General features: G+C 45.5%; 16 protein-coding genes. 3 read left to right on the top strand and 13 right to left on the bottom strand.

What is annotated here, in order from left to right; genetic code table 11:
* Positions 1-147 precede the first annotated feature (147 nt).
* Complete coding sequence (locus R7E38_RS11700; protein WP_005381677.1) at positions 148-1,416, bottom strand: O-acetylhomoserine aminocarboxypropyltransferase/cysteine synthase family protein; 1,269 nt, start codon at positions 1,414-1,416, stop codon at positions 148-150.
* A 117-nt stretch (positions 1,417-1,533) separates the two neighbouring features.
* Entirely contained in the window at positions 1,534-2,445 is a 912-nt protein-coding gene (locus R7E38_RS11695; protein ID WP_226083923.1) for a LysR substrate-binding domain-containing protein, read from the bottom strand.
* A 106-nt stretch (positions 2,446-2,551) separates the two neighbouring features.
* Between R7E38_RS11695 and R7E38_RS11690 the strand changes: the two genes are divergently transcribed.
* The gene (locus tag R7E38_RS11690; RefSeq protein ID WP_017820572.1) at positions 2,552-3,808 is read left to right on the top strand and encodes a D-amino acid dehydrogenase; all 1,257 of its coding nucleotides are present in this window, start codon (positions 2,552-2,554) and stop codon (positions 3,806-3,808) included.
* Between the two features lie 307 nt (positions 3,809-4,115).
* A complete protein-coding gene (locus tag R7E38_RS11685; RefSeq protein ID WP_005381681.1) occupies positions 4,116-5,663 on the top strand; it encodes an alanine/glycine:cation symporter family protein in 1,548 nt (515 codons plus the stop codon).
* A gap of 100 nt (positions 5,664-5,763) precedes the next feature.
* On the opposite strand, the gene R7E38_RS11680 is transcribed toward R7E38_RS11685, so the two are convergent.
* The 5 genes from R7E38_RS11680 to guaB form a co-directional block, all read right to left on the bottom strand.
* Positions 5,764-6,354 (bottom strand): acetate uptake transporter, encoded by a 591-nt coding sequence (locus R7E38_RS11680; protein ID WP_226083915.1) that lies wholly within the window; start codon positions 6,352-6,354, stop codon positions 5,764-5,766.
* 182 nt (positions 6,355-6,536) lie between these two features.
* Positions 6,537-8,219, bottom strand: a complete 1,683-nt coding sequence (locus tag R7E38_RS11675; protein WP_005381683.1) for a chitinase — start codon at positions 8,217-8,219, stop codon at positions 6,537-6,539.
* Between the two features lie 212 nt (positions 8,220-8,431).
* Positions 8,432-9,955 (bottom strand): Na+/H+ antiporter NhaC family protein, encoded by a 1,524-nt coding sequence (locus R7E38_RS11670; protein WP_005381684.1) that lies wholly within the window; start codon positions 9,953-9,955, stop codon positions 8,432-8,434.
* Positions 9,956-10,120: 165 nt separating this feature from the next.
* Complete coding sequence (gene guaA, locus R7E38_RS11665; protein ID WP_226083913.1) at positions 10,121-11,674, bottom strand: glutamine-hydrolyzing GMP synthase; 1,554 nt, start codon at positions 11,672-11,674, stop codon at positions 10,121-10,123.
* Between the two features lie 99 nt (positions 11,675-11,773).
* Positions 11,774-13,240 carry an IMP dehydrogenase gene (gene guaB, locus R7E38_RS11660; protein ID WP_017633908.1) on the bottom strand — a complete coding sequence of 489 codons (1,467 nt, stop codon included), beginning with the start codon at positions 13,238-13,240 and terminating at the stop codon, positions 11,774-11,776.
* A gap of 231 nt (positions 13,241-13,471) precedes the next feature.
* Here guaB and xseA point away from each other — a divergent pair, with 231 nt between their 5' ends.
* The gene (xseA, locus tag R7E38_RS11655) at positions 13,472-14,803 is read left to right on the top strand and encodes an exodeoxyribonuclease VII large subunit (protein WP_017633909.1); all 1,332 of its coding nucleotides are present in this window, start codon (positions 13,472-13,474) and stop codon (positions 14,801-14,803) included.
* Between the two features lie 13 nt (positions 14,804-14,816).
* On the opposite strand, the gene R7E38_RS11650 is transcribed toward xseA, so the two are convergent.
* The 6 genes from R7E38_RS11650 to hisS form a co-directional block, all read right to left on the bottom strand.
* A complete protein-coding gene (locus tag R7E38_RS11650) occupies positions 14,817-15,041 on the bottom strand; it encodes a zinc ribbon domain-containing protein (protein ID WP_012842112.1) in 225 nt (74 codons plus the stop codon).
* A gap of 309 nt (positions 15,042-15,350) precedes the next feature.
* A complete protein-coding gene (locus tag R7E38_RS11645) occupies positions 15,351-16,286 on the bottom strand; it encodes an alanyl-tRNA editing protein (RefSeq protein WP_318081792.1) in 936 nt (311 codons plus the stop codon).
* Positions 16,286-17,782, bottom strand: a complete 1,497-nt coding sequence (gene der / locus R7E38_RS11640) for a ribosome biogenesis GTPase Der (protein ID WP_017820569.1) — start codon at positions 17,780-17,782, stop codon at positions 16,286-16,288. The genes R7E38_RS11645 and der overlap by 1 nt, the downstream gene beginning before the upstream one ends.
* A 167-nt stretch (positions 17,783-17,949) precedes the next feature.
* Positions 17,950-19,110 carry an outer membrane protein assembly factor BamB gene (bamB, locus tag R7E38_RS11635; protein WP_005381696.1) on the bottom strand — a complete coding sequence of 387 codons (1,161 nt, stop codon included), beginning with the start codon at positions 19,108-19,110 and terminating at the stop codon, positions 17,950-17,952.
* Positions 19,111-19,122: 12 nt separating this feature from the next.
* Positions 19,123-19,737 (bottom strand): YfgM family protein, encoded by a 615-nt coding sequence (locus tag R7E38_RS11630; protein WP_005381697.1) that lies wholly within the window; start codon positions 19,735-19,737, stop codon positions 19,123-19,125.
* Between the two features lie 126 nt (positions 19,738-19,863).
* The gene (gene hisS / locus R7E38_RS11625; protein ID WP_005381698.1) at positions 19,864-21,132 is read right to left on the bottom strand and encodes a histidine--tRNA ligase; all 1,269 of its coding nucleotides are present in this window, start codon (positions 21,130-21,132) and stop codon (positions 19,864-19,866) included.
* Between the last annotated feature and the right edge of the window lie 9 nt (positions 21,133-21,141).

Genomic DNA, 21,141 nt, shown 5'->3' with positions numbered 1-21,141 from the left:
AGAGAATAAATCTCACCCTCTATGAGCTTTTGGAATACCACAAACCAAAAACACCAAAACCTTTGATATTTAAACAATAAAATAAAAATAGGCCAGCTTTTTTAAAGACTGGCCTATGGGTAACCCAAAGCTAAAAAAAGAATCGTTTTACGCGTTTAGTGCCTGTTCTAAATCGGCTAGAATATCGTCAATATGTTCAATACCCACCGATAAACGAATCATCTCTGGAGACACACCAGCTTGTTTTTGTTCTGCTTCGCTCAATTGACGATGAGTCGTCGATGCAGGATGGCAAGCCAATGATTTTGCATCGCCAATGTTCACCAAACGCTTAAAGATTTTCAAAGCATCATAAAAACGCACACCAGCGTCATAACCATCTTTTAAACCAAACGACAAAATCGCAGAAGGCTTACCTTTCATGTATTTTTCGGCGAGATGGAAGTGTTCAGAACTTGGCAATCCGGCATAACTTACCCAACTGACTTTGTCATTCTGTTCCAAGAATTCAGCCACTTTGAGTGTGTTCTCGGTATGGCGCTCCATACGCAGCGGTAACGTTTCTAACCCTTGCATAAGCATAAATGCATTCATCGGTGATAATGCTGCTCCGGTATTACGCAGTGGTACGGTACGCGCACGCCCGATAAATGCCGCCTCACCAAACGCTTCGGTATACACCACGCCGTGGTAAGAAGGTTCTGGTTGGTTGAAAACAGGAAAGCGGTCTTTGTGCTGTGCCCAAGGGAATTTACCGGAATCCACAATAACGCCACCTAATGTGGTGCCATGCCCACCAACGTATTTAGTGAGAGAGTGAACTACGATATCCGCACCAAATTCGATGGGTTTGCAAAGCACTGGCGTCGCAACGGTGTTATCCACAATCACAGGCACGCCTTGTGCATGAGCAAGCTCCGCCACACGTTCTAAATCGATGATATTGCCCGCAGGGTTCCCAATGCTCTCGCAGTACACCGCTTTGGTATTTTCATCAATTAATTCGGCCAAACTTTCTGGCTTGTCATCTTTAGCAAACTTCACCTGAATACCTTGATTTGGGAGCATGTGCGCAAACAAGGTATAAGTACCGCCATAAAGTTGCGGCGTAGAAACGATGTTATCGCCCGCTTGCGCTAAGGTCAGAATTGCATAGTTAATCGCTGCACTCCCCGCACTCACGACCAATCCAGCAATGCCGCCTTCTAACGCCGCCATGCGTTTTTCCAGAACATCGTTAGTCGGATTCATGATGCGAGTGTAGATATTCCCCGGCACTTCCAAGTTAAACAGATCAGCGCCGTGCTGCGCGTTGTCAAACTCGTACGCGACTGTTTGATAAATCGGCGTCGCGACAGATTTAGTGGTAGGGTCAGTTTCGTAACCAAAATGGATGGATAGCGTTTCGTCTTTCATGTTCTTCCCTGTCTTTCATCACTCAAATAGCGGCAAGCAAAGCACTTACCTTGCTTAAAACTTATATTGCCCAATTTTTCAACAAATAACGTAGGGATGAATCACAGAGATAAAACGCTAATTCAACTGTCCAAGTAACCAGTGACGAAACGTTTCTGTCGCATTCGTACGTGTGTTCATGATCAAGTAATACCCTGCATTGGCAGGAATCGGTTTGAATGGAGAAACCAAACGCTCTGTCGTCAATTCATCCTCAATCAGTGCCATTCGTGCCATCGCAATCCCAACGCCTGCTTCGGCTGCAGACATCGCCATATCCGTTCGATTAAAAAAGTGTCCGATATCGGTTTTAAAATCCAACCCCATCGCTGACGCCCAATATAGCCACTCATAGTCACGCGTCGCTTTTTCCCATGGCATCGCATCGTGTAGTAGCGTCGCCTCTTGCCATTGCTTCACTGGCATTGAGGCTTTTTGTTCACCAAACAACGTTTTTAGCCAGCCATGATCCTCAAGGTATTTTGGACTCATCACCGGCAGCAGATGCTCATCCAAAATCAGCTCCGCGTTAGCATTTCTATAAGGATGAAGACCATAGTCAATTGCGACGTCATAGTCTTTTATCTCACTATTTACCAGCGCACCTTCCGCAAAGATTTGTACTTGGATATCCGGATTATCATGATGGAAGCTTTCGAGCTTTGGGACTAACCATTTGAAAGCAAAAGAAGGCGTCAACTTCAAACGAATTTCATTGGTTTGTTTTTCTACTTTGAGCTCATCAAGCAATTTGCTCAGTTCCGAAAAGTGAAACTGCGTCGCTTGGTGTAACTGAGAGCCTTTTACGGTTAAACGAGTACCGCGAGAGTGGCGTTCAAATAAAGTAAAACCTAATAACGCTTCCAAATGAATAATTTGTTGGCTTATGGCACCAGTGGTGAGGTGTAAATGTCTTGCAGCACCAGTAAAGCTGTTGTACTCCGCGACTTGGCTAAATAGACACAAGCCACTTATCAGATTACTTTTCATCCTTGAGCCTATAGTTTTTCTAAACGCTGTGTGTAATTTATATCGATTGTTAACAAAAGGTAAAGAAAAGAAACTGAGCACTCTGATAAATGTGTGGAGTGCATCAATGGAAGTCATCGTATTAGGCAGCGGCGTTATCGGCTTAACCTCTGCTTGGTATTTATCTCAAGCAGGCTATCAAGTTACCGTCATTGACCGCCAACCAAGCAGTGCCATGGAAACGAGCTTCGCCAATGCCGGGCAGATCTCATATGGCTATTCTTCGCCTTGGGCTGCGCCTGGTGTTCCTGTTAAAGCCATTAAGTGGTTAATGGAGGAGCATGCTCCACTTAAAATCAAACCCACTCTGAATGCCGACATGATCCGCTGGGCGAGTAAAATGGTCGCGAACTGCACCCTACCTCGCTATCAAGTTAACAAGGCTCGCATGCTTTCGATCGCTAACCACAGCCGTATTTGCTTAGAACAGTTACGCCAAGAACACGCCATTGAGTATCAAGGACGTCAGTTTGGGACCTTGCAAGTATTCCGAACACATCAACAGCTGCAAGCTATTGAAAAGGACATGCAGCTCCTTGAACAAAGCGGAACCCGATTTAAGCTAATGGACGTCGAACAATGTATTGAACAAGAGCCAGGGCTTGCACTTGTGAAAGACAAACTGGTTGGTGGCTTGCATCTACCTGATGACGAAACGGGCGATTGCCATCAATTTTGCCAACAACTAACGGAGCTTGCTAAGGCACACGGTGTCCGATTTGAGTTCGATACTGAAGTAAGCAATTGGGTTACAGTAGGTAAAAAGATCATAGGTGTCCAAACGAACCGAGGACAATTTAAAGCAGACCAATATGTGGTGGCCTCTGGCAGCTACTCTACAGCGCTACTCAAGCAACTCGATATTGATATTCCGGTCTACCCTGTCAAAGGCTATTCACTCACCATCCCGATGGAAGATGAACACTTCTCTCCTCGATCTACTGTGATGGATGAAACCTATAAAGTCGCTATGACTCGATTTGATGACCGAATTCGCGTAGCTGGCACCGCAGAATTAGCAGGGTTTGATGCTTCCCTTCCACAAAAGCGCAAAAACACCATCGAAATGGTCATCCGTGATCTTTTTCCTCGTTGTGGTGACTTCAGCCAAGCTGAGTTTTGGAGCGGCTTTAGGCCAATGACGCCTGATGGCACACCAATTATCGGCGCGACTAAATACGATAACCTTTTTACTAACACCGGGCACGGAACTCTGGGCTGGACGATGGCTTGTGGTTCAGGTCAATTGCTAGCAAGCGTAATGAAAGGTGAAAAAACAAAAGTGATGGATAATGCGGAGCTTAACCTTTGTCGTTACGCCTGAGGACATGACTGAACAAAAAACAGGCAGACACTTACTCCACAAAATGCATAACCACTGGCATTTTTAACTCATCAAAATCGCAGCACATTTAAATGACAATGTGCTGCATAATTAATCATAAGGCAAATCTTCTACCTAAAAGGAGCAAATAAGCAACAAGAACCAAATTTTAACAACTACTCTCCATTCTGTGTTCATCATCACGCTACAAAGGATTTGTAGCTAAAAAAGTTAACAATTGCATTACATAAAGGGTAATGTATTGTGTGAAAAACAACCACAAACACAACTAACAGGGAAAATACTCATGCAGTCATTAGTTGATTTTCTGAATGGAATTATTTGGAGCCCGGTACTGATCTATTTGTGCCTTGGCGCAGGTTTGTTCTATTCAATCATGACGCGTTTTGTACAAATTCGTCACTTCTTTGAGATGTGGCGCTTATTACTTTCAGGGAAGAGTTCAACAAAAGGGATATCATCATTTCAGGCACTTGCCGTTTCACTGTCTGGCCGTGTAGGTACAGGTAACATTGCTGGTGTTGCTGCTGCTATCGGTTTCGGTGGCCCAGGCGCCGTATTCTGGATGTGGGTCGTAGCCTTCTTTGGCGCTGCAACCGCATACGCAGAATCAACACTTGCACAAATTTATAAAGAAGAAGACGAAGGCGAGTTCCGTGGTGGCCCTGCTTACTATATTGAGAAAGCAATGGGACAAAAATGGTACGCTTGGATCTTTGCTATCGCGACCATCTTTGCTTGTGGTGTTCTACTTCCTGGCGTTCAATCGAACAGTATCGGTAACGCAGTAGAAGCCGCATTTGGCTCAGGTGACATGATTGAAACCGCTATTGGTACCTTCAGTTTTGCTAAAATTTTCACTGGTACGGTTGTTTGTGTCATTTTGGCTTTCATCATTTTTGGTGGCGTAAAGCGTATCGCGAACTTTACCCAAGTCGTTGTGCCATTTATGGCGTTAGCTTACATCATTACTGCGTTTGTCATCATCCTTCTAAACATTGGTGAGGTTCCACGCATTTTCGGCATGATCATTGGTGACGCATTCACACCAATGGCAGGCGTTGGTGCAGCAATCGGCTGGGGTGTAAAACGTGGTGTCTACTCCAACGAAGCAGGTCAAGGTACTGGTCCTCACGCAGCAGCAGCAGCGAGTGTTGATCACCCAGCTCAGCAAGGTCTTGTTCAATCTTTCTCTATTTACATCGATACACTACTTGTGTGTTCAGCAACCGCGTTCATGATTCTTATCACTGGCGCGTACAACGTAAATGGTGCGATTGAAGGTACATTCCTGGTTCAAAACCTACCAGCGGATATTGGTGCAAATGGTCCTGTGTTTACACAGATGGCGATCGAAAGCGCACTACCTGGCGTGGGTAAACCATTCATCGCAATCGCTCTATTCTTCTTCGCGTTTACGACCATTCTGGCTTACTACTACATTGCAGAAACGAACATTGCTTACATTCGTCGTACGTTCAAAGTAAATGGACTGATGTTTATTCTGAAAGTCATCATTATTTCATCCGTGTTCTACGGAACCGTGAAAACCGCCAACTTAGCATGGGCGATGGGTGATGTAGGCGTAGGACTGATGGCGTGGCTAAACATCATCGGTATTTTGATCATCTTCTTTATGTCGAAGCCTGCACTCAAAGCACTGAACGACTACGAAGAGCAACAAAAACGTGGTGTGACCGATTTTACATTTAACCCTGTTGCACTGGGCATTAAAGGCGCAGATTACTGGGAAGATAAGTACCGACGTAAAACGGGTAAAGCACCAACGGCAGACAGCAATAGCGCAGAAACTGTTGAGCAACCATCAACATAGCGTTATCACATAAATAAGAAAAAGCAGTGGTCCGATTGAGGACATAAAAAAGGGGGATTAACCAATGGTTAATCCCCCTTTCTTCATTATGAGTAGCAGCTTAGGCGATAACCGCTTCAACTTTACGAGCGATTTTTGCTTTACCTACAGGTAACACTTCACGACCAAATTCGTTGTTCAGTACTTGTGCCATTGCGAAGTAAATTGCACTTGCGCCACAGAAGATACCCTCGAAGCCAGCGATAGCACCGATCACTTCGCTACCAGTGAAATCACGAGCAGCAAGCAAGAAGAACAGGATAGTTAGAGAGCCAAATACCACTTGCTTCGCTGTTGGGTAACATAGAGAACCAATGAACATGAAACCAGTGAAGATGCCCCAAAGCGCTAGGTACCAACCCATAAAGCTTGCAGGGCTTGCAGGAAGACCCATGTGAGGCATTACGATTAGACCAACCAATGTTAGCCAAAATAGACCGTAAGAAGTAAACGCAGTTGTGCCGAATGTATCACCGCGTTTAAAGCACAAGATGCCAACGATTACTTGGCTAAGGCCACCGTAAAAGATGCCCATCGCTAGAATCATAGAGTCAATTGGGAAAAATCCTGCATTATGAATATTGAGCAGAATAGTGGTCATACCGAAACCCATAAGACCTAGCGGTGCTGGGTTAGCCAGTTTTGTCGACATGTACAAATACCTTTTTTCAAAAATGTTGATAAAAAATGCGCGCGAATTTTAATGGGCTCCAGAACAAAAGAGAAAAGCTGTTATTGAAAACTTAGATTCCATAAATAAACCACTACATATATAAAAAAAGACCCTGCAAAAAAGCAGAGTCTTTATAGATGGTTAGGTTGTTTTTTACTCGGTCACTGACAAGAAATCTCGTCCCAGAACCAGTTGCTTTGCGTTGGGCTTTCCCACACTCCTGGGCCATTTTTCGCAACAAAACATTTGTTTTGGTACGTCACTTTATCGCCGTTAGCGACTTGCGTTACACCCGGCTCCCACTGAATAAAATTGCCTGTCACTGGTGGTTCTGGCTCGGTTACTGGCGGCTCTGGCTCAGTCACCGGTGGTTCAGGTTCCGTTGTAGGCGGCTCCGTAGGAGTGCCTGAAACCAGCTTCCAAGGGTCTCCTTTCGTTGGCTCATTACCTTGTGACCACCATTTCGCTTCGTAAACAGCACCTTGGTAAGAAACTTGATCACCCGTGTTATATACTTTGCCAGAATCCCAAGCTGCCACACCACCTACAGGCGGATCGACCGGATCCACTGGGTCTAACTTGTCAACTACACGAACTTCTGGCCAACCCGCATGAGATTGGTAGAAGTTAGTTACACATTTCTCATAGTCACCCGCAACTAGCGCAGAGTAAGCCGTTTGGAAACCAACAAGTTCACATTCAAAAGAGTGGCCTCCCGGACGATCTGAGTAGTATTTCCAGTTCCCATCCCAGTTGGTGTACAACACGTCTGTCGCACCATTCAGATTTAAGCTGCCGTAAGGCGTCTGCTGCCAACAGGTATTGGTCTCATCGGCTTCAATTGGAATTTGATAATGAGCGGCAAGTCCTTCCCAATAGCGAATACGGTTAACAGGTTGACCTTTATCTTTGTTTTGCTCTCCACACTCAATACCACCATTGATCACGTTGATGGTGGTACCAAAGCCGTAACCAATGCCAGCATCAAGCTCACGCTGTGAAGGCACCCAAGTACGGTCAATCACATGTAGCATTGCAGGTTTCGGTGCTTGTGGGGTTAGGAAGAACCAGATAGCCGATGCTAAGTTCAGCCACGAATCCGCAACCAAGCCTGGATTTTTCAGCAATACAGATGCATCGCCATCAAACATCACTTCAGAGAACGCGCCATAGTTAAAATGGTAAGAAAGCTGCTTTGCACCACGTCCAAAGTAACCTTGTCCAGACTCACATGGCCAGCGTTTGTTTTGCCAGTCATTTTGACCACAACCTGTTGTGTAACCTTCTTGCCCTTCAGACCATCCCATTTCTCGCACATGAACCAAAGCTTGCTGCCACTCTTCCAACCCTAGCGGATTATCCGATACGTTATCAATCGAAATATGGCCACCGGTTTCTTGTGCAAAGTGAGCAAACGCTGTCACGATCGATTTTTTACAAATTGCATCCGAATCACGACCGTCTGTGTACTCACCACAGAATGCAGGGAACTTACCAATTGCACGTAGGAAACGCGTGTAAGTGTATTCAGGTGCCGCCATTTGAGTCAGGAAGTCCCACTCACTTTCGGGGAATACACGCTCTACACGCTTCACGTTTTCTGGGTTGGTTGTCGCCCCTGGAACAATCGCTTCAACCACTGAGTTCGGGCGTGTCTCTAATGCTTGTGACCAAATGGCATACATAGGATCAGAAGTTTTGCTTTGCTCTACGGCTTGAACGTCACCACGAGCAATAACATAACCATTCGGATTTTGCGGATCGGGCTGAATATTCATACTCGCATTCACTTGTGCTGCTAAGACACAACTCAATGCAAGAGGAAGATGTTTGAGTGCAAACATGTCTAGTCTCCGGATTTCAACAATACAATATACGAGGAATAACTAGACATATAGTGGATCATATATACGAAACACCGAGCCAAGTACGTTGATTCTGCGAGACAAAATGAATAAATAGGTCCTCACACACATTTTGTCACAAGAAAAATGTTACCTTGACTCAAAAGAAAAGCGGAGACCCTGTGAGCCTCCGCTTTGTGATGTTTCTCTCTTTATTGTTCTGCCGAAACCACCTCTAGCTTCGCGGTTGACTTTTGTTTAGACAGCACAAAATAAACCACACACTGAGAAATAATTGCGGCAAGCACAATCACTGGTGAGGCGTTGATTCCAGCTAAAAGAAAACACCCCAATGCGATCATTCCATTGAGTAATGCGTAAGGCAATTGTGTACGGAAGTGCTCATACTGTTCACACCCCGCTCCTGTCGACGACAAAATCGTAGTTTCAGAGATGGGAGAACAGTGATCGCCAAACAAGCCACCAGATAATACCGCACCAATACAAACCAACAGTGGTGCATCAATCGCGACGGCAGTTGGGATCACTAATGGCATCATGATGGCAAACGTCCCCCAAGATGATCCCGTAGCGAACGAGATAATACCGGCCAGTAAAAACGCAACCGCTGGCAATAACCAGTAAGGGAAACCGGCTTGAGCTTGTTCAGCAATGTATGCAGCTGCACCTAATTCTTTCCCAACCGAGCTAAGCGCCCAAGCCAAGACCAGAATCACCGCCACTGACATCATGTTTGACATCCCTTTCAGATAAACCTGAATACCATCCGAAAGCTTTCTTACGCCATAAAACGCCATCAGCGCAATCAAAGTAAAGGCTGCGAAGAAATATGCCGAAGAAAGTGCAGCCCTGAACGTTGAGCCTGCTACTTTTTGAAATGGAAAACCGTGTGGCACCAGAATGGTACATAGAACCACCAGCATAACGAGCAAAGGTGCCCATACAAAACTGGATTTTGCATTTTTATGCGTAAACACATTCATGGACTCCTGCACTTTCCCAAAGTCGGAGCCCTGCTCTGCTAGTTGTTCAGCCTTCGCCATCGGTCCGAAGTCTAATTTGAAGAAAGAGACAATCGGCACAATCGCGATCGCAAGAAAGGCGTAAAACTGATACGGGATCGCGCCAATGAAAGCATCCCAATCACTCATACTGACATTCAGGGCAGTAAACTCTTTTTGAATCAATCCCATGATGTAAACGCCCCATCCGATAAAAGGGATCAAGATTGCGACGGGAGAGGAAGTAGAGTCGATAATAAAAGCTAATTTTTGGCGTGATACTTTTAACTTATCAAATAAAGGGCGAAAAACAGGACCAACAATCAACGGTGTACCAAGGTCAGAGAAGAAAATAACCACACCACCGAACCATGCGGACAGTTGAGCTTGGCACTTACTCGCCACCCATTGAGTGACCTTTTTAGCAAACGCCACACCACCGCCAGATTTCTCCATCAAGGCAACAAAGCCACCAATAAAGACCAAGAGCAAAATGACGCCCGCATTGTAGCTGTCAGTTAATTGCGGCAGTAGATAGCTTTTCATCAATGCACTAAACGAGTCTAGTGGCCCTTTTTCGACAAATGTCCCTTCGAGCATAGCGACACCACTCACCACACCCGCGAATAAACCAACAACGACATTTCTTGTGGTCAGCGCGAGGAAAAGAGTAATAAGGATGGGAATGAGAGAGGTAACGTCAGCCTGTTCCATAGCAATACCATTTATGATAATTAAACAATTAAAATGAATATATATTTAATTTAACCGCATGTATATATCTCTCACAAAAAAGTTGAGCCACCTCTTCACAAACTTGAAGTACAAAAAAACCAGCCCGAAGGCTGGTTCTTATAAACTCAACTGTCTAGAGGAAAATTATTCCCACTCGATAGTCGCTGGTGGCTTACCTGAAATATCGTAAACAACACGAGAAATGCCATCAACTTCGTTGATAATACGGTTAGAAACCTTACCTAGGAAGTCGTATGGTAGGTGTGCCCAATGAGCAGTCATGAAGTCGATAGTTTCTACCGCACGTAGAGACACAACCCAATCGTACTTACGGCCATCGCCCATTACACCAACAGAACGTACTGGTAGGAATACCGTGAACGCTTGAGATACTTTGTTGTATAGATCAGCTGCGTGAAGCTCTTCAATAAAGATAGCATCAGCACGACGTAGCAAATCACAGTACTCTTTCTTGATTTCACCAAGAACACGAACACCTAGACCAGGACCCGGGAATGGGTGGCGGTAAAGCATGTTGTAAGGCAGGCCTAATTCTAGACCAATCTTACGAACTTCATCTTTGAACAACTCACGTAGTGGCTCAACAAGACCCATTTCCATGTCATCTGGAAGACCGCCCACGTTGTGGTGCGATTTGATCACGTGCGCTTTACCAGTCTTAGATGCAGCTGACTCGATTACATCAGGATAAATCGTACCTTGAGCTAGCCATTTCGCGTTTTTCAGCTTCTTAGACTCTTCATCGAATACATCTACGAATACGTGACCGATAGTCTTACGCTTCTCTTCTGGGTCAGACTTGCCTTCAAGTGCTTTTAGGAAGCGTTCTTCAGCGTCAACCTTGATGATGTTCAAACCAAATTGGTCGCCGAACATATCCATTACTTGTTGACCTTCGTTTAGACGAAGTAGACCGTTATCAACAAATACACACGTTAGCTTGTCGCCGATTGCGCGGTGAACCAGCATCGCAACTACCGATGAATCAACACCACCAGATAGACCTAGGATAACTTCGTCGTCACCCACTTGCTCTTTAACGCGAGCAACCGCGTCTTCGATGATAGATTCCGAAGTCCATAGACGCTCACAGCCACATACGCCAAGAACAAAGTTCTCAAGCATTTGTAGGCCACCTTTTGTGTGTGTCACTTCTGGGTGGAACTGAACACCGTAGTATTTCTTCTCTTCGTTCGCCATCGCAGCGTAAGGACAAGTGTCTGTCTCACCAACTTTTACGAAATCGGCTGGGATCTCTACTACTTTGTCGCCATGGCTCATCCAAACGTCTTGAGTTGCTTCAAGGTCTTTAAATAGAGCACATTCACCAGAAACTTTAACCTGAGCGTAGCCAAACTCACGTTCGTTAGAGCCCGCTACTTTGCCTCCTAACTGTTCCGCCATGGTTTGCATGCCGTAACATACGCCAAGCAAAGGAACACCGGAATCAAACACATATTGAGGCGCGCGTGGAGAGTTCTCTTCCGTTACGCTTTCTGGACCGCCAGATAGGATAATGCCATCTGGGTTGAATTCGCGAATATCCGCTTCTTCTACATCCCAGCTCCATAGTTCACAGTAAACGCCGATTTCACGTACGCGGCGTGCTACTAATTGAGTGTACTGAGAACCGAAGTCCAAGATCAGAATACGTTGGTCATGGATATTTTTAGTCATTTTGAGCAGTCTTTTTAAGGCTAAGTGATTAAAACCGAGGCGAGTGTACTCGCCTCTTCTTAATGCTTCAAGGAAAAAGCAAACGTTTCCGTTAGGTAATTAGTTCCCTAGACGGTAGTTCGGCGCTTCCTTAGTAATTTGAACATCGTGTACATGAGACTCTTGCATACCTGCACCAGAGATACGTACAAATTCAGCTTTCGTACGCATATCTTCGATAGTTGCAGAACCAGTTAGACCCATGCTTGAACGTAGACCACCCATTTGTTGGTGTACGATCTCTTTTAGACGGCCTTTGTATGCGATACGACCTTCAATGCCTTCTGGTACTAGCTTGTCCGCTGCGTTGTCAGACTGGAAGTAACGGTCAGAAGAACCTTGAGACATAGCACCAAGAGAACCCATGCCGCGGTAAGACTTGTAAGAACGGCCATTGTATAGAATCACTTCACCCGGCGCTTCTTCAGTACCAGCAAACATAGAACCAACCATCACACATGATGCGCCAGCTACGATTGCTTTACAGATATCACCTGAGAAACGGATACCACCATCAGCAATAACCGGAATACCATAATCATTAGCCACTTCTGCCGCATCTGCGATTGCAGTGATTTGTGGAACTCCCACACCCGTTACAATACGAGTTGTACAGATAGAACCAGGGCCGATACCAACTTTCACTGCGCTTACGCCAGCTTCGATTAGTGCTTTAGCACCAGCACCTGTTGCTACGTTACCACCGATGATGTCTAGATCTGGGTAAGCAGCGCGAGTTTCGCGGATGCGGTTTAGTACACCTTCAGAATGTCCGTGTGAAGAGTCGATAAGTAGAATGTCAACGCCTGCTTCAACTAGAGCAGCAACACGCTCTTCGTTACCAGCGCCAGCACCAACGGCTGCGCCAACACGTAGGCGACCACGCTCATCTTTACATGCGTTTGGTTTACGTTCTGCTTTGTGGAAGTCTTTCGCAGTAATCATACCGGTTAGTTGGAACTCATCATTCACAACCAATACTTTCTCTACACGAGCTTCGTGCATTTTCTCTTGCACTTCTTCTCGTGTTGCACCTTCTTTAACTGCTGCCAACTTCTCTTTTGGCGTCATTACTGAAGATACTTTCTTAGAAAGGTCCGTCACAAAACGAACGTCACGACCAGTGATAATACCAACAAGCTCATTGCTCTCAGTGACAACAGGGAAACCTGCAAAACCATGCTTTTCAGTGAGTGCAACAACATCAGCGATGGTCGCGTCAGGGTTTACAGTAACCGCGTCAGTTACCATACCAGCTTCGAACTTCTTAACTTTACGAACTTCGGCTGCCTGCTGCTCAATAGACATGTTCTTGTGGATAAAGCCAATGCCACCCTCTTGCGCTAGCGCAATTGCTAGACGAGCTTCAGTAACAGTGTCCATAGACGCTGAAATCATTGGGATGTTTAGGGTGATGTTCTTAGTTAGCTGAGTGCGAAGATCAGCTGTGTTTGGGAGAACGGTGGAGTGTGCTGGCACAAGTAGTACGTCATCGAATGTCAGCGCTTCTTTGGCAATTCTAAGCATTTGCAATATCTCACAATTAGAGGAGTAAAAAGAACAATCCAATCTCATCGTTTCGCATAATGAGGGTAACCTGCGTTAGCAACTAGCTACATTTGGATTAGATATTGCGGAGGGATTATACGGTTAACGCAATCGCTTGACCACAATTTTTTTAATTTTTTTCTTGCAATTACCCCCTTGCTATGTATTATATTGCCGCTAATTTCCATACTCACGTCTAAGAGATTAGCTGTGCTCTCCAAGACCAATCAAAACATCTTTACTGTTTCTCGTCTCAACGCGGAAGTTCGTTTACTCCTTGAAAACGAAATGGGGATCGTTTGGCTCGTCGGAGAGATATCCAACTTTTCAGCTCCTGTCTCTGGTCACTGGTACCTCACTCTTAAAGACTCTCGCGCTCAAGTTAAATGTGCCATGTTTCGTGGTAACAATCGCCGCGTTACTTTCAAACCCGCTAACGGTAATCAAGTCCTAGTAAAAGCTCGTCTGTCTCTTTATGAGCCTCGCGGTGACTACCAATTGATCATCGAAAGCATGCAACCGGAAGGTGATGGCCGTCTTCAACAAGAGTTTGAAGAGCTGAAAATGAAGCTTGCAGCAGAAGGGTTGTTCGCGCAAATCAATAAGCAATCTTTGCCTGAGCACCCTAAACGTGTTGGCGTCATCACATCGAAAACTGGTGCCGCGCTTTACGATATCTTAGACGTATTGAAACGTCGTGATCCTTCCCTACCTGTTGTGATTTATCCGACAGTGGTACAAGGTGAGGACGCAGCCATTCAAATTGCACAAGCCATTGGTCGCGCTAACAGCCGTGATGAATGTGATGTACTAATTGTGGGCCGAGGTGGTGGTTCATTAGAAGACTTATGGTGCTTTAACAACGAGATATTAGCTCGCACGATTGCAGCAAGCCAAATTCCTATTATTAGCGCCGTTGGACATGAAGTTGACGTGACAATAGCTGATTTTGTCGCCGACGTACGCGCGCCTACTCCATCAGCAGCCGCTGAGCTAGTAAGCCGTGATAACAGCCACAAAGATCAAGCTTTAGTTACCCGCCAGCATAAGTTAGCGAGCGCGATGCGTTACTACCTAGCACAACAAAAGCAGCAATCTGCTCAATTAGTGCACCGTCTAGAGAGACAGCACCCAAGCTATCGCTTGCAACGTCAGACGCAACAGTTAGATGAGTTGGACATGCGCTTACAGCGAGCGATGAGTCGTTTTATTGCCTTGCGTCAACAGCGAATCGAGCGTCAACATTATCGGCTGCAATTAAATTCTCCTGTAACACGCCTTGCCGAGCAGAAGTCGAAGCTAGAACGTGTTGAGCAAAAGCTCATGGATGCAATGGATCGCAAATTACTGACTATGCGCCATCAACTCGCGATTGCTGCAGAGAAGTTAGACACCGTCAGCCCACTAGCGACATTGAAACGAGGTTACTCAATTACTCAAACTGAGCAAGGTAAAGTGATTACTCAATCTTCAGATGTAAAATCGGGAGATGTATTGATTACTCGATTAGCCGAAGGCGACGTTCGCTCTACCGTTAACTGAATACAAACTCTGGTTAACTGATTTTCTGGAACTCAAATCGGACACGTGATTTTGATTTGAGTTCATTACACACATTACAAAAGTAACTCGCAGCACCGCATGCTTGCAGCTTCTCCAGCTCCGCCTCACAATCAGGGCAAAAACCTACTTTTTTAAAATCCGATTCACACTGTGCACAATGGTATTGTCCTGTCCATTCCAGTTCGACATTGCAAGTCGGGCAAATGTTCTGCTGCATATCCCGTTCCTCTCTCTAAACTAAGCAATTTCGAGTAACGCATGCTACTCAAAATAACGAACAAGTATGTTGATCTTCATCACCGCCCCAACAAGTTTCACGAGGCGTTAACCATACTTGATACGTAGGATCTTATACTGATCGTCTGATATTTACTCCTTGATCAGCGATCACCCCTTAAAAGAATATTTATATAACCACACACCGAAAGCATAAGTTACATATTCTGCATTCCAATTTAAGACAGAATAAAAAACCTTAAAGAGATTTAATTAAACGAAAAATCAGAATTTAATAAAAAGATCTTATTCAAAAAGCAGTGTTTACATTGGTGTGCATTTCGATAGTTTGAGCGTCGAGCTTAACGAGTTTAACTTGGATAAAAGCAAACTCATTTAAATGGCTCGCATGCGTTCCACCACAAGGGATTACCGCTAATTGACCTTCCCCTAAATCGCACTTCCAATAGCGAGAATCCGTTAATCTGTCACCGTGGCATTCCATGGTGATCATCGCATCTCGTCGAAGCCATTCCACAAGTTGGCTATTCACTTTTTTTGCAATCGCCTGGAGGTCATTCAGCATATCTGCACTGTTTAATCCTCTTTTACGGAGTGTTTTGCCTAAACGGTACGTATCGAGGCACTTGTCTGGAGTAACATAACTCGTAACTTGTGCATAGCTATTAAAGTCATAATAACCATGTGGGTCTTTGCGGTCTGCGTCTTTTCGCCAATAGTCTTCCGCTAGTACTTTATTCAACGCCAAATACGCTAAGTGTCCTGCAGTGTGGCCTCGACTCAAAGCGCGTTGGTAATCCTTATCTACCGCCAATGTCACCAAATCATCAGTAACAAGTGATTCCGTACGTGATAAAACATGCACGACGACAAACACCCAACCTTCAGCATCACGCTTTACAGGGATGTCACTACCCACATACAGAGCACCACTTTCCTGCTCCACTGCCCCAACTTGGCAATCTACTACGTAATGCTCAGCCCTATTCACCTTCAACGTTCCTTTGTCTGCAGGGTGATCCGGCCATATGTGACTAACGGGATGGAACGGCGTGACATCTGTAATAACGTAAGTCACTTCTTCCGTATATTGAACGAGCTGTATTTGTGCTTCTAATTGCCATGTTTGATGACAAAAACGAGTCTTTGTTGCTGTGATAGTCATTTTTACGATTACTTTTGATAAAAAAATACCCAAGTAGAAACTTGGGTATTCGAATTTCATTATTTATTGCGGTTTTTCACCATCGACATCATACGCTTACGTTTACGCTCTTGTGATAGCGTAAGCTTATTCGTACGGTTCTCGTATGGGTTATCACTGTTGTGGAAGTTAATGCGAATCGGTGTTCCCATAATTTCCAGAGACTTACGGAAGTAGTTCATCAGATAACGTTTATACGAATCTGGCAATTCACGAACCATGTTACCGTGGATAACAACGATCGGTGGGTTGTAACCACCTGCGTGTGCGTATTTGAGTTTGATACGACGACCACGAACCATTGGCGGTTGGTGATCATCCACAGCCATCTTCATGATACGCGTCAGTACTGACGTACCCACACGCGTTGTCGCCGAGTTATATGCTTCTTGGATAGATTCAAACAAGTGACCAACGCCAGTACCGTGCAGCGCAGAGATAAAGTGGATACGCGCGAAGTCGACGAATCCTAGACGGCGGTCCAGTTCTTTCTTCACGCTTTCTTTCACGTCACTGTCTAGACCATCCCACTTGTTAACGGCGATGACAATTGAGCGGCCAGCATTCAGTGCAAAACCAAGCAAGCTTAGGTCTTGGTCTGAAATATTTTCACGAGCATCAATCACCAGTAGAACGACGTTTGCATCTTCTACCGCTTTCAGCGTCTTAACAACAGAGAACTTTTCAACCGTTTCATTGATACGACCACGACGACGAACACCTGCGGTGTCAATTAGTACGTATTCGCGTCCATCACGCTCCATCGGGATGTAGATAGAATCGCGCGTTGTACCAGGCATATCGTATACAACCACACGTTCTTCACCCAGAATACGGTTAGTCAGTGTCGATTTGCCTACGTTAGGACGACCGATGATCGCCAACTTAATCGGCTGCTCTTGAAGGCGTTTGAATTCAGCTTCTGCGTCTTCTTCAGTGTAATCTTCAACAAGAGGCTCTTCGTCTTCGAATCCAGTCAGGTCTTCAATCTCACCTTCTTCAGATTCACTTGTTAGTAGATCATCAAAGAATGGAGATAAAGCACGCTCAAGCAAAGCGGTCACACCACGGCCATGAGCAGCCGCAATCTGGTACATATCATCCACGCCGAGCTGCCAAAAATCAGCACACGCCGCATCGGCATCAATACCATCGATTTTGTTTACTACCAGCATCGCTGGCTTTTCAATTTTACGCAGATGCGCAGCAATTGCTTCATCTGAAGGTGTCAGACCAGCACGACCGTCAACAAGGAACAATACAACATCAGCCTCATCAATCGCGGCTAATGACTGTTCTGCCATCTTTGTTTCCACGCCTTCTTCTGTGCCATCGATACCACCAGTATCAATCACAATGAATTCGTGCTCTTCACCAAGTCTCGCCTGGCCATATTTACGGTCTCGCGTTAGGCCTGGAAAGTCCGCAACCAACGCGTCACGAGTGCGAGTCAATCGGTTAAATAGTGTAGATTTACCTACGTTCGGACGCCCTACTAGAGCTACAACAGGTACCATAACAACCTCTACAATAATCTTTCTTCTGTAGTTATAGGTAACGACTTGCTCGATGCCAAATCAAACCAGCTTTTTACCTATAACCACGTCAGGGTTAATAAATTCAAACAACAAAACGGCTCCTAGCTGTCACCAGCCAGGAGCCGAATGTGAATTATATCACGATATTATTCGTTAATGGTTAGTTTCTTTACATCGCCGTTGCGAGTTGTAATCACATAACCATCCGACAATAACGTCGGGCCAACTGCCAAGCCACTATCATCGACAAACTGCTGCGCAACAAATTCGCCCGTTGAACGATCCATCCAGTGAAGGTAACCAAGCGTGTCACCGACAACGAGATAATTGCCAACAATAACTGGCGCTGTAAGTTGTCGGTGCTCAAGCAAGCTGTTTTCCCACAACTCAGTCCCGCTTCGTGAATCAACGGCAACAACATGATCTTTTTCCGTTATCACAAAGATGCGACTACCATCTGTAGAAATGTCTGTCGCAGATGAGTAATTACGCTTCCAAATCGGGTTCGCTGAACGCAAGTCAATGGCGATAAGTTGACCATTGTATCCAATGGTGAAAAGAGTACCGCCTAGCACAATTGGCGATGAATCAACGTCAACCAAACGATCAATTTCTGTCGCGCCTTTTGGCGTACCAACAGGCTGTTGCCAAATCAACTGACCACGCTCAACGATAGCAGCTGCGAGTCGGCCATTTGCCGTTCCCCAAAATACACCGCCGCCAATTGCAGTCGGAGTACTGTCGCCACGTAAAGTTAAGTTCGGCACTTCTGTGCTCAATGCCCAGCGTTGCTCACCTGTACTCTCATTAAGGGCAATCAGCATGCCTCGGCTAGTATTGATGATAATAAGGCCTGAATCTGCAACTGGCTTCGCCAGTACCTCACCACCAACTTTTACACGCCAAACAATTTCACCTGTTTCTTGGTCAAGAGAGATGACTTCACCATTCTCAGAGCCAATGTAAAGGTTTCCGTATGCCGCTGTGATACCACCAGAGAGACGAGCAATGACATCTTCTTCTAGGTCCGTTTGCCAACGTTGTTTACCGTTTTCAGGATCCAGCGCTTTTACTAAGCCATCACGACTTGCCACGAACAATGTATCATTCGCAAATACAGGGGATAGTTTTGAAAAGTAATGACCAACACCATCGCCAACCGATGTGCTCCACTCACTACTGGTTGTAAACTGACTGTCTACCTGAGGTAGTGGCGCCATTACAATGGTGTCTTTCTCACCTGCACAACCGGCAAGTACTCCCATTGTTAACGCCCCTAGCAAGGCTTTCTTAAAGACTCTTTTCATCCAATGCGGTCCTTATTTCGCCAGATCGTCCAATTTCATTTGTAGTGTCGGGCTTGCATCTGCCGCTTGCTGAGCTTCAGTATACGCAGCGTACGCAGCATCTTTGTCACCTTGGCGAATCGCAATATCGCCACGAAGTTCAGCAATACGACCTGTCCATGCTGTATCAGTGACGTTACTTAGCTCTGCCGTTGCAGCGTCGAAGTTACCCATTTCCGTCTCAATACGCGCAATGCGGTAACTAATCAATGGTAACAACGCAGCATCTTGAGTGTTGCTTTGCGCCCACTTCAGTTGCTCCAATGCAGCAGAAAGGTCTTGAGCTTCAACTTGTGCTTTAGCAAGTTGTAGCGCAGCCAATACTGAATATTCTTTTACTTCATTTGACTCAATGAAAGCTTTCACGTCAGCTTGAGCATCAGTGCCTTTGTCTTGCAAAGCATTCATTGCTGTCGTGTAGCTTTGAGAAGCTGCTTCACTCGCCTGAATCACAGAATCCTGGTAGTAACGCCAGCCGAATAGACCACCTAAACCAACAACCGCACCGATGATGACGGCTTTGCCGTTTTCCTTCCACCAGTCTTTAATGGCTTCAACTTGTTGTTCTTCAGTATCGTAAAGTTCCACTTCCTGTCCTCTTAAAACATGTAAATGGCAGCTTAGCTGCCATTGTTCCTATTTCGTTTAAAGGCTCCACATTTGGGAGCCTTAGCTTACGAACTAGGATGTAATTTTGTTAGATTACTAAAAGACTTAAATCAGTGCTGCGATCTTTTCTGCAACTTCTGCTTGGTTGTAAGTCTCTTGCTCACCACCAGCTAAGTCTTTCAGTACTACGGTATTATCCGCAACTTCGTTTTCGCCCAGAACCAATGCTACAACAGCACCAACTTTGTCTGCGCGTTTAAACTGTTTCTTGAAGTTACCGCCACCGAAGTGATTCATCACACGAACGCCTGGAACAGACTCGCGAAGCTGTTCTGCTAGCTTCATTCCTGCCATCATGGTGCCTTCACCCGCTGTGACTACGTACACGTCAACACTGCGACGAACGTCGGTCAGTTCCAACGTTTCTAGCATCAGTACTAGACGCTCTAGGCCCATTGCAAAGCCAACCGCTGGTGTTGGTTTACCACCTAATTGCTCTACAAGGCCATCGTAACGACCACCGCCACATACAGTGCCTTGAGCACCTAGGCTCTCAGTGATCCACTCAAATACCGTGCGATTGTAGTAATCCAGACCACGAACTAGACGTTCGTTAACTGTGTATTTGATACCTGCGGCGTCTAAAAGTTCACATAGACCTGCGAAGTGTGCTTTAGATTCTTCACCCAAGTAATCTGAAAGGCGAGGCGCATCACCTAAAATAGCTTGAACGTCTGGGTTCTTCGTATCCAGAACACGCAATGGGTTCGTGTGCATGCGACGCTTACAATCTTCATCTAGCACATCAATATGTTGCTCAAGGAATGCAACCAGTGCAGTACGGTAGTCTGCGCGGTCTTCTTGAGAACCGATAGAGTTCAGCTCAAGACGGACATGCTCATTGATACCTAGCTCACGCCATAGACGCGCCGTCATCATGATAAGCTCTGCATCAACATCTGGACCATTTAGACCAAACACCTCAACACCACACTGGTGGAATTGACGGTAACGACCTTTCTGCGGACGTTCATGGCGGAACATAGGCCCCATGTACCACAGACGCTGTTCATCACGGTTGATCAGGCTGTTTTGGATACATGAACGTACACAACCCGCCGTACCTTCTGGGCGAAGTGTTAGGCTGTCGCCGTTACGGTCATCAAAAGTGTACATTTCTTTTGAAACGACGTCTGTTTCTTCACCAACAGCGCGGCTGAATAGGTTTGTTTCTTCAACGATTGGCATGCGCACTTCGTTATAACCGTATGCGCTAATTACATTTTTCACTGTGTTTTCTAATTTTTGCCACAGTGGCGACTGAGTTGGGAGGCAATCGTTCATGCCTCGAATTGCTTGAATTGTTTTTGCCACAATACTTAC

The sequence above is a fragment of the Vibrio sp. Vb2131 genome, assembly GCF_033338535.1.
Lineage (GTDB): Bacteria > Pseudomonadota > Gammaproteobacteria > Enterobacterales > Vibrionaceae > Vibrio > Vibrio alginolyticus.
The sequence above is the reverse complement of the archived record's forward strand: the minus strand, read 5'-3'. Positions and strand labels throughout refer to the sequence as shown.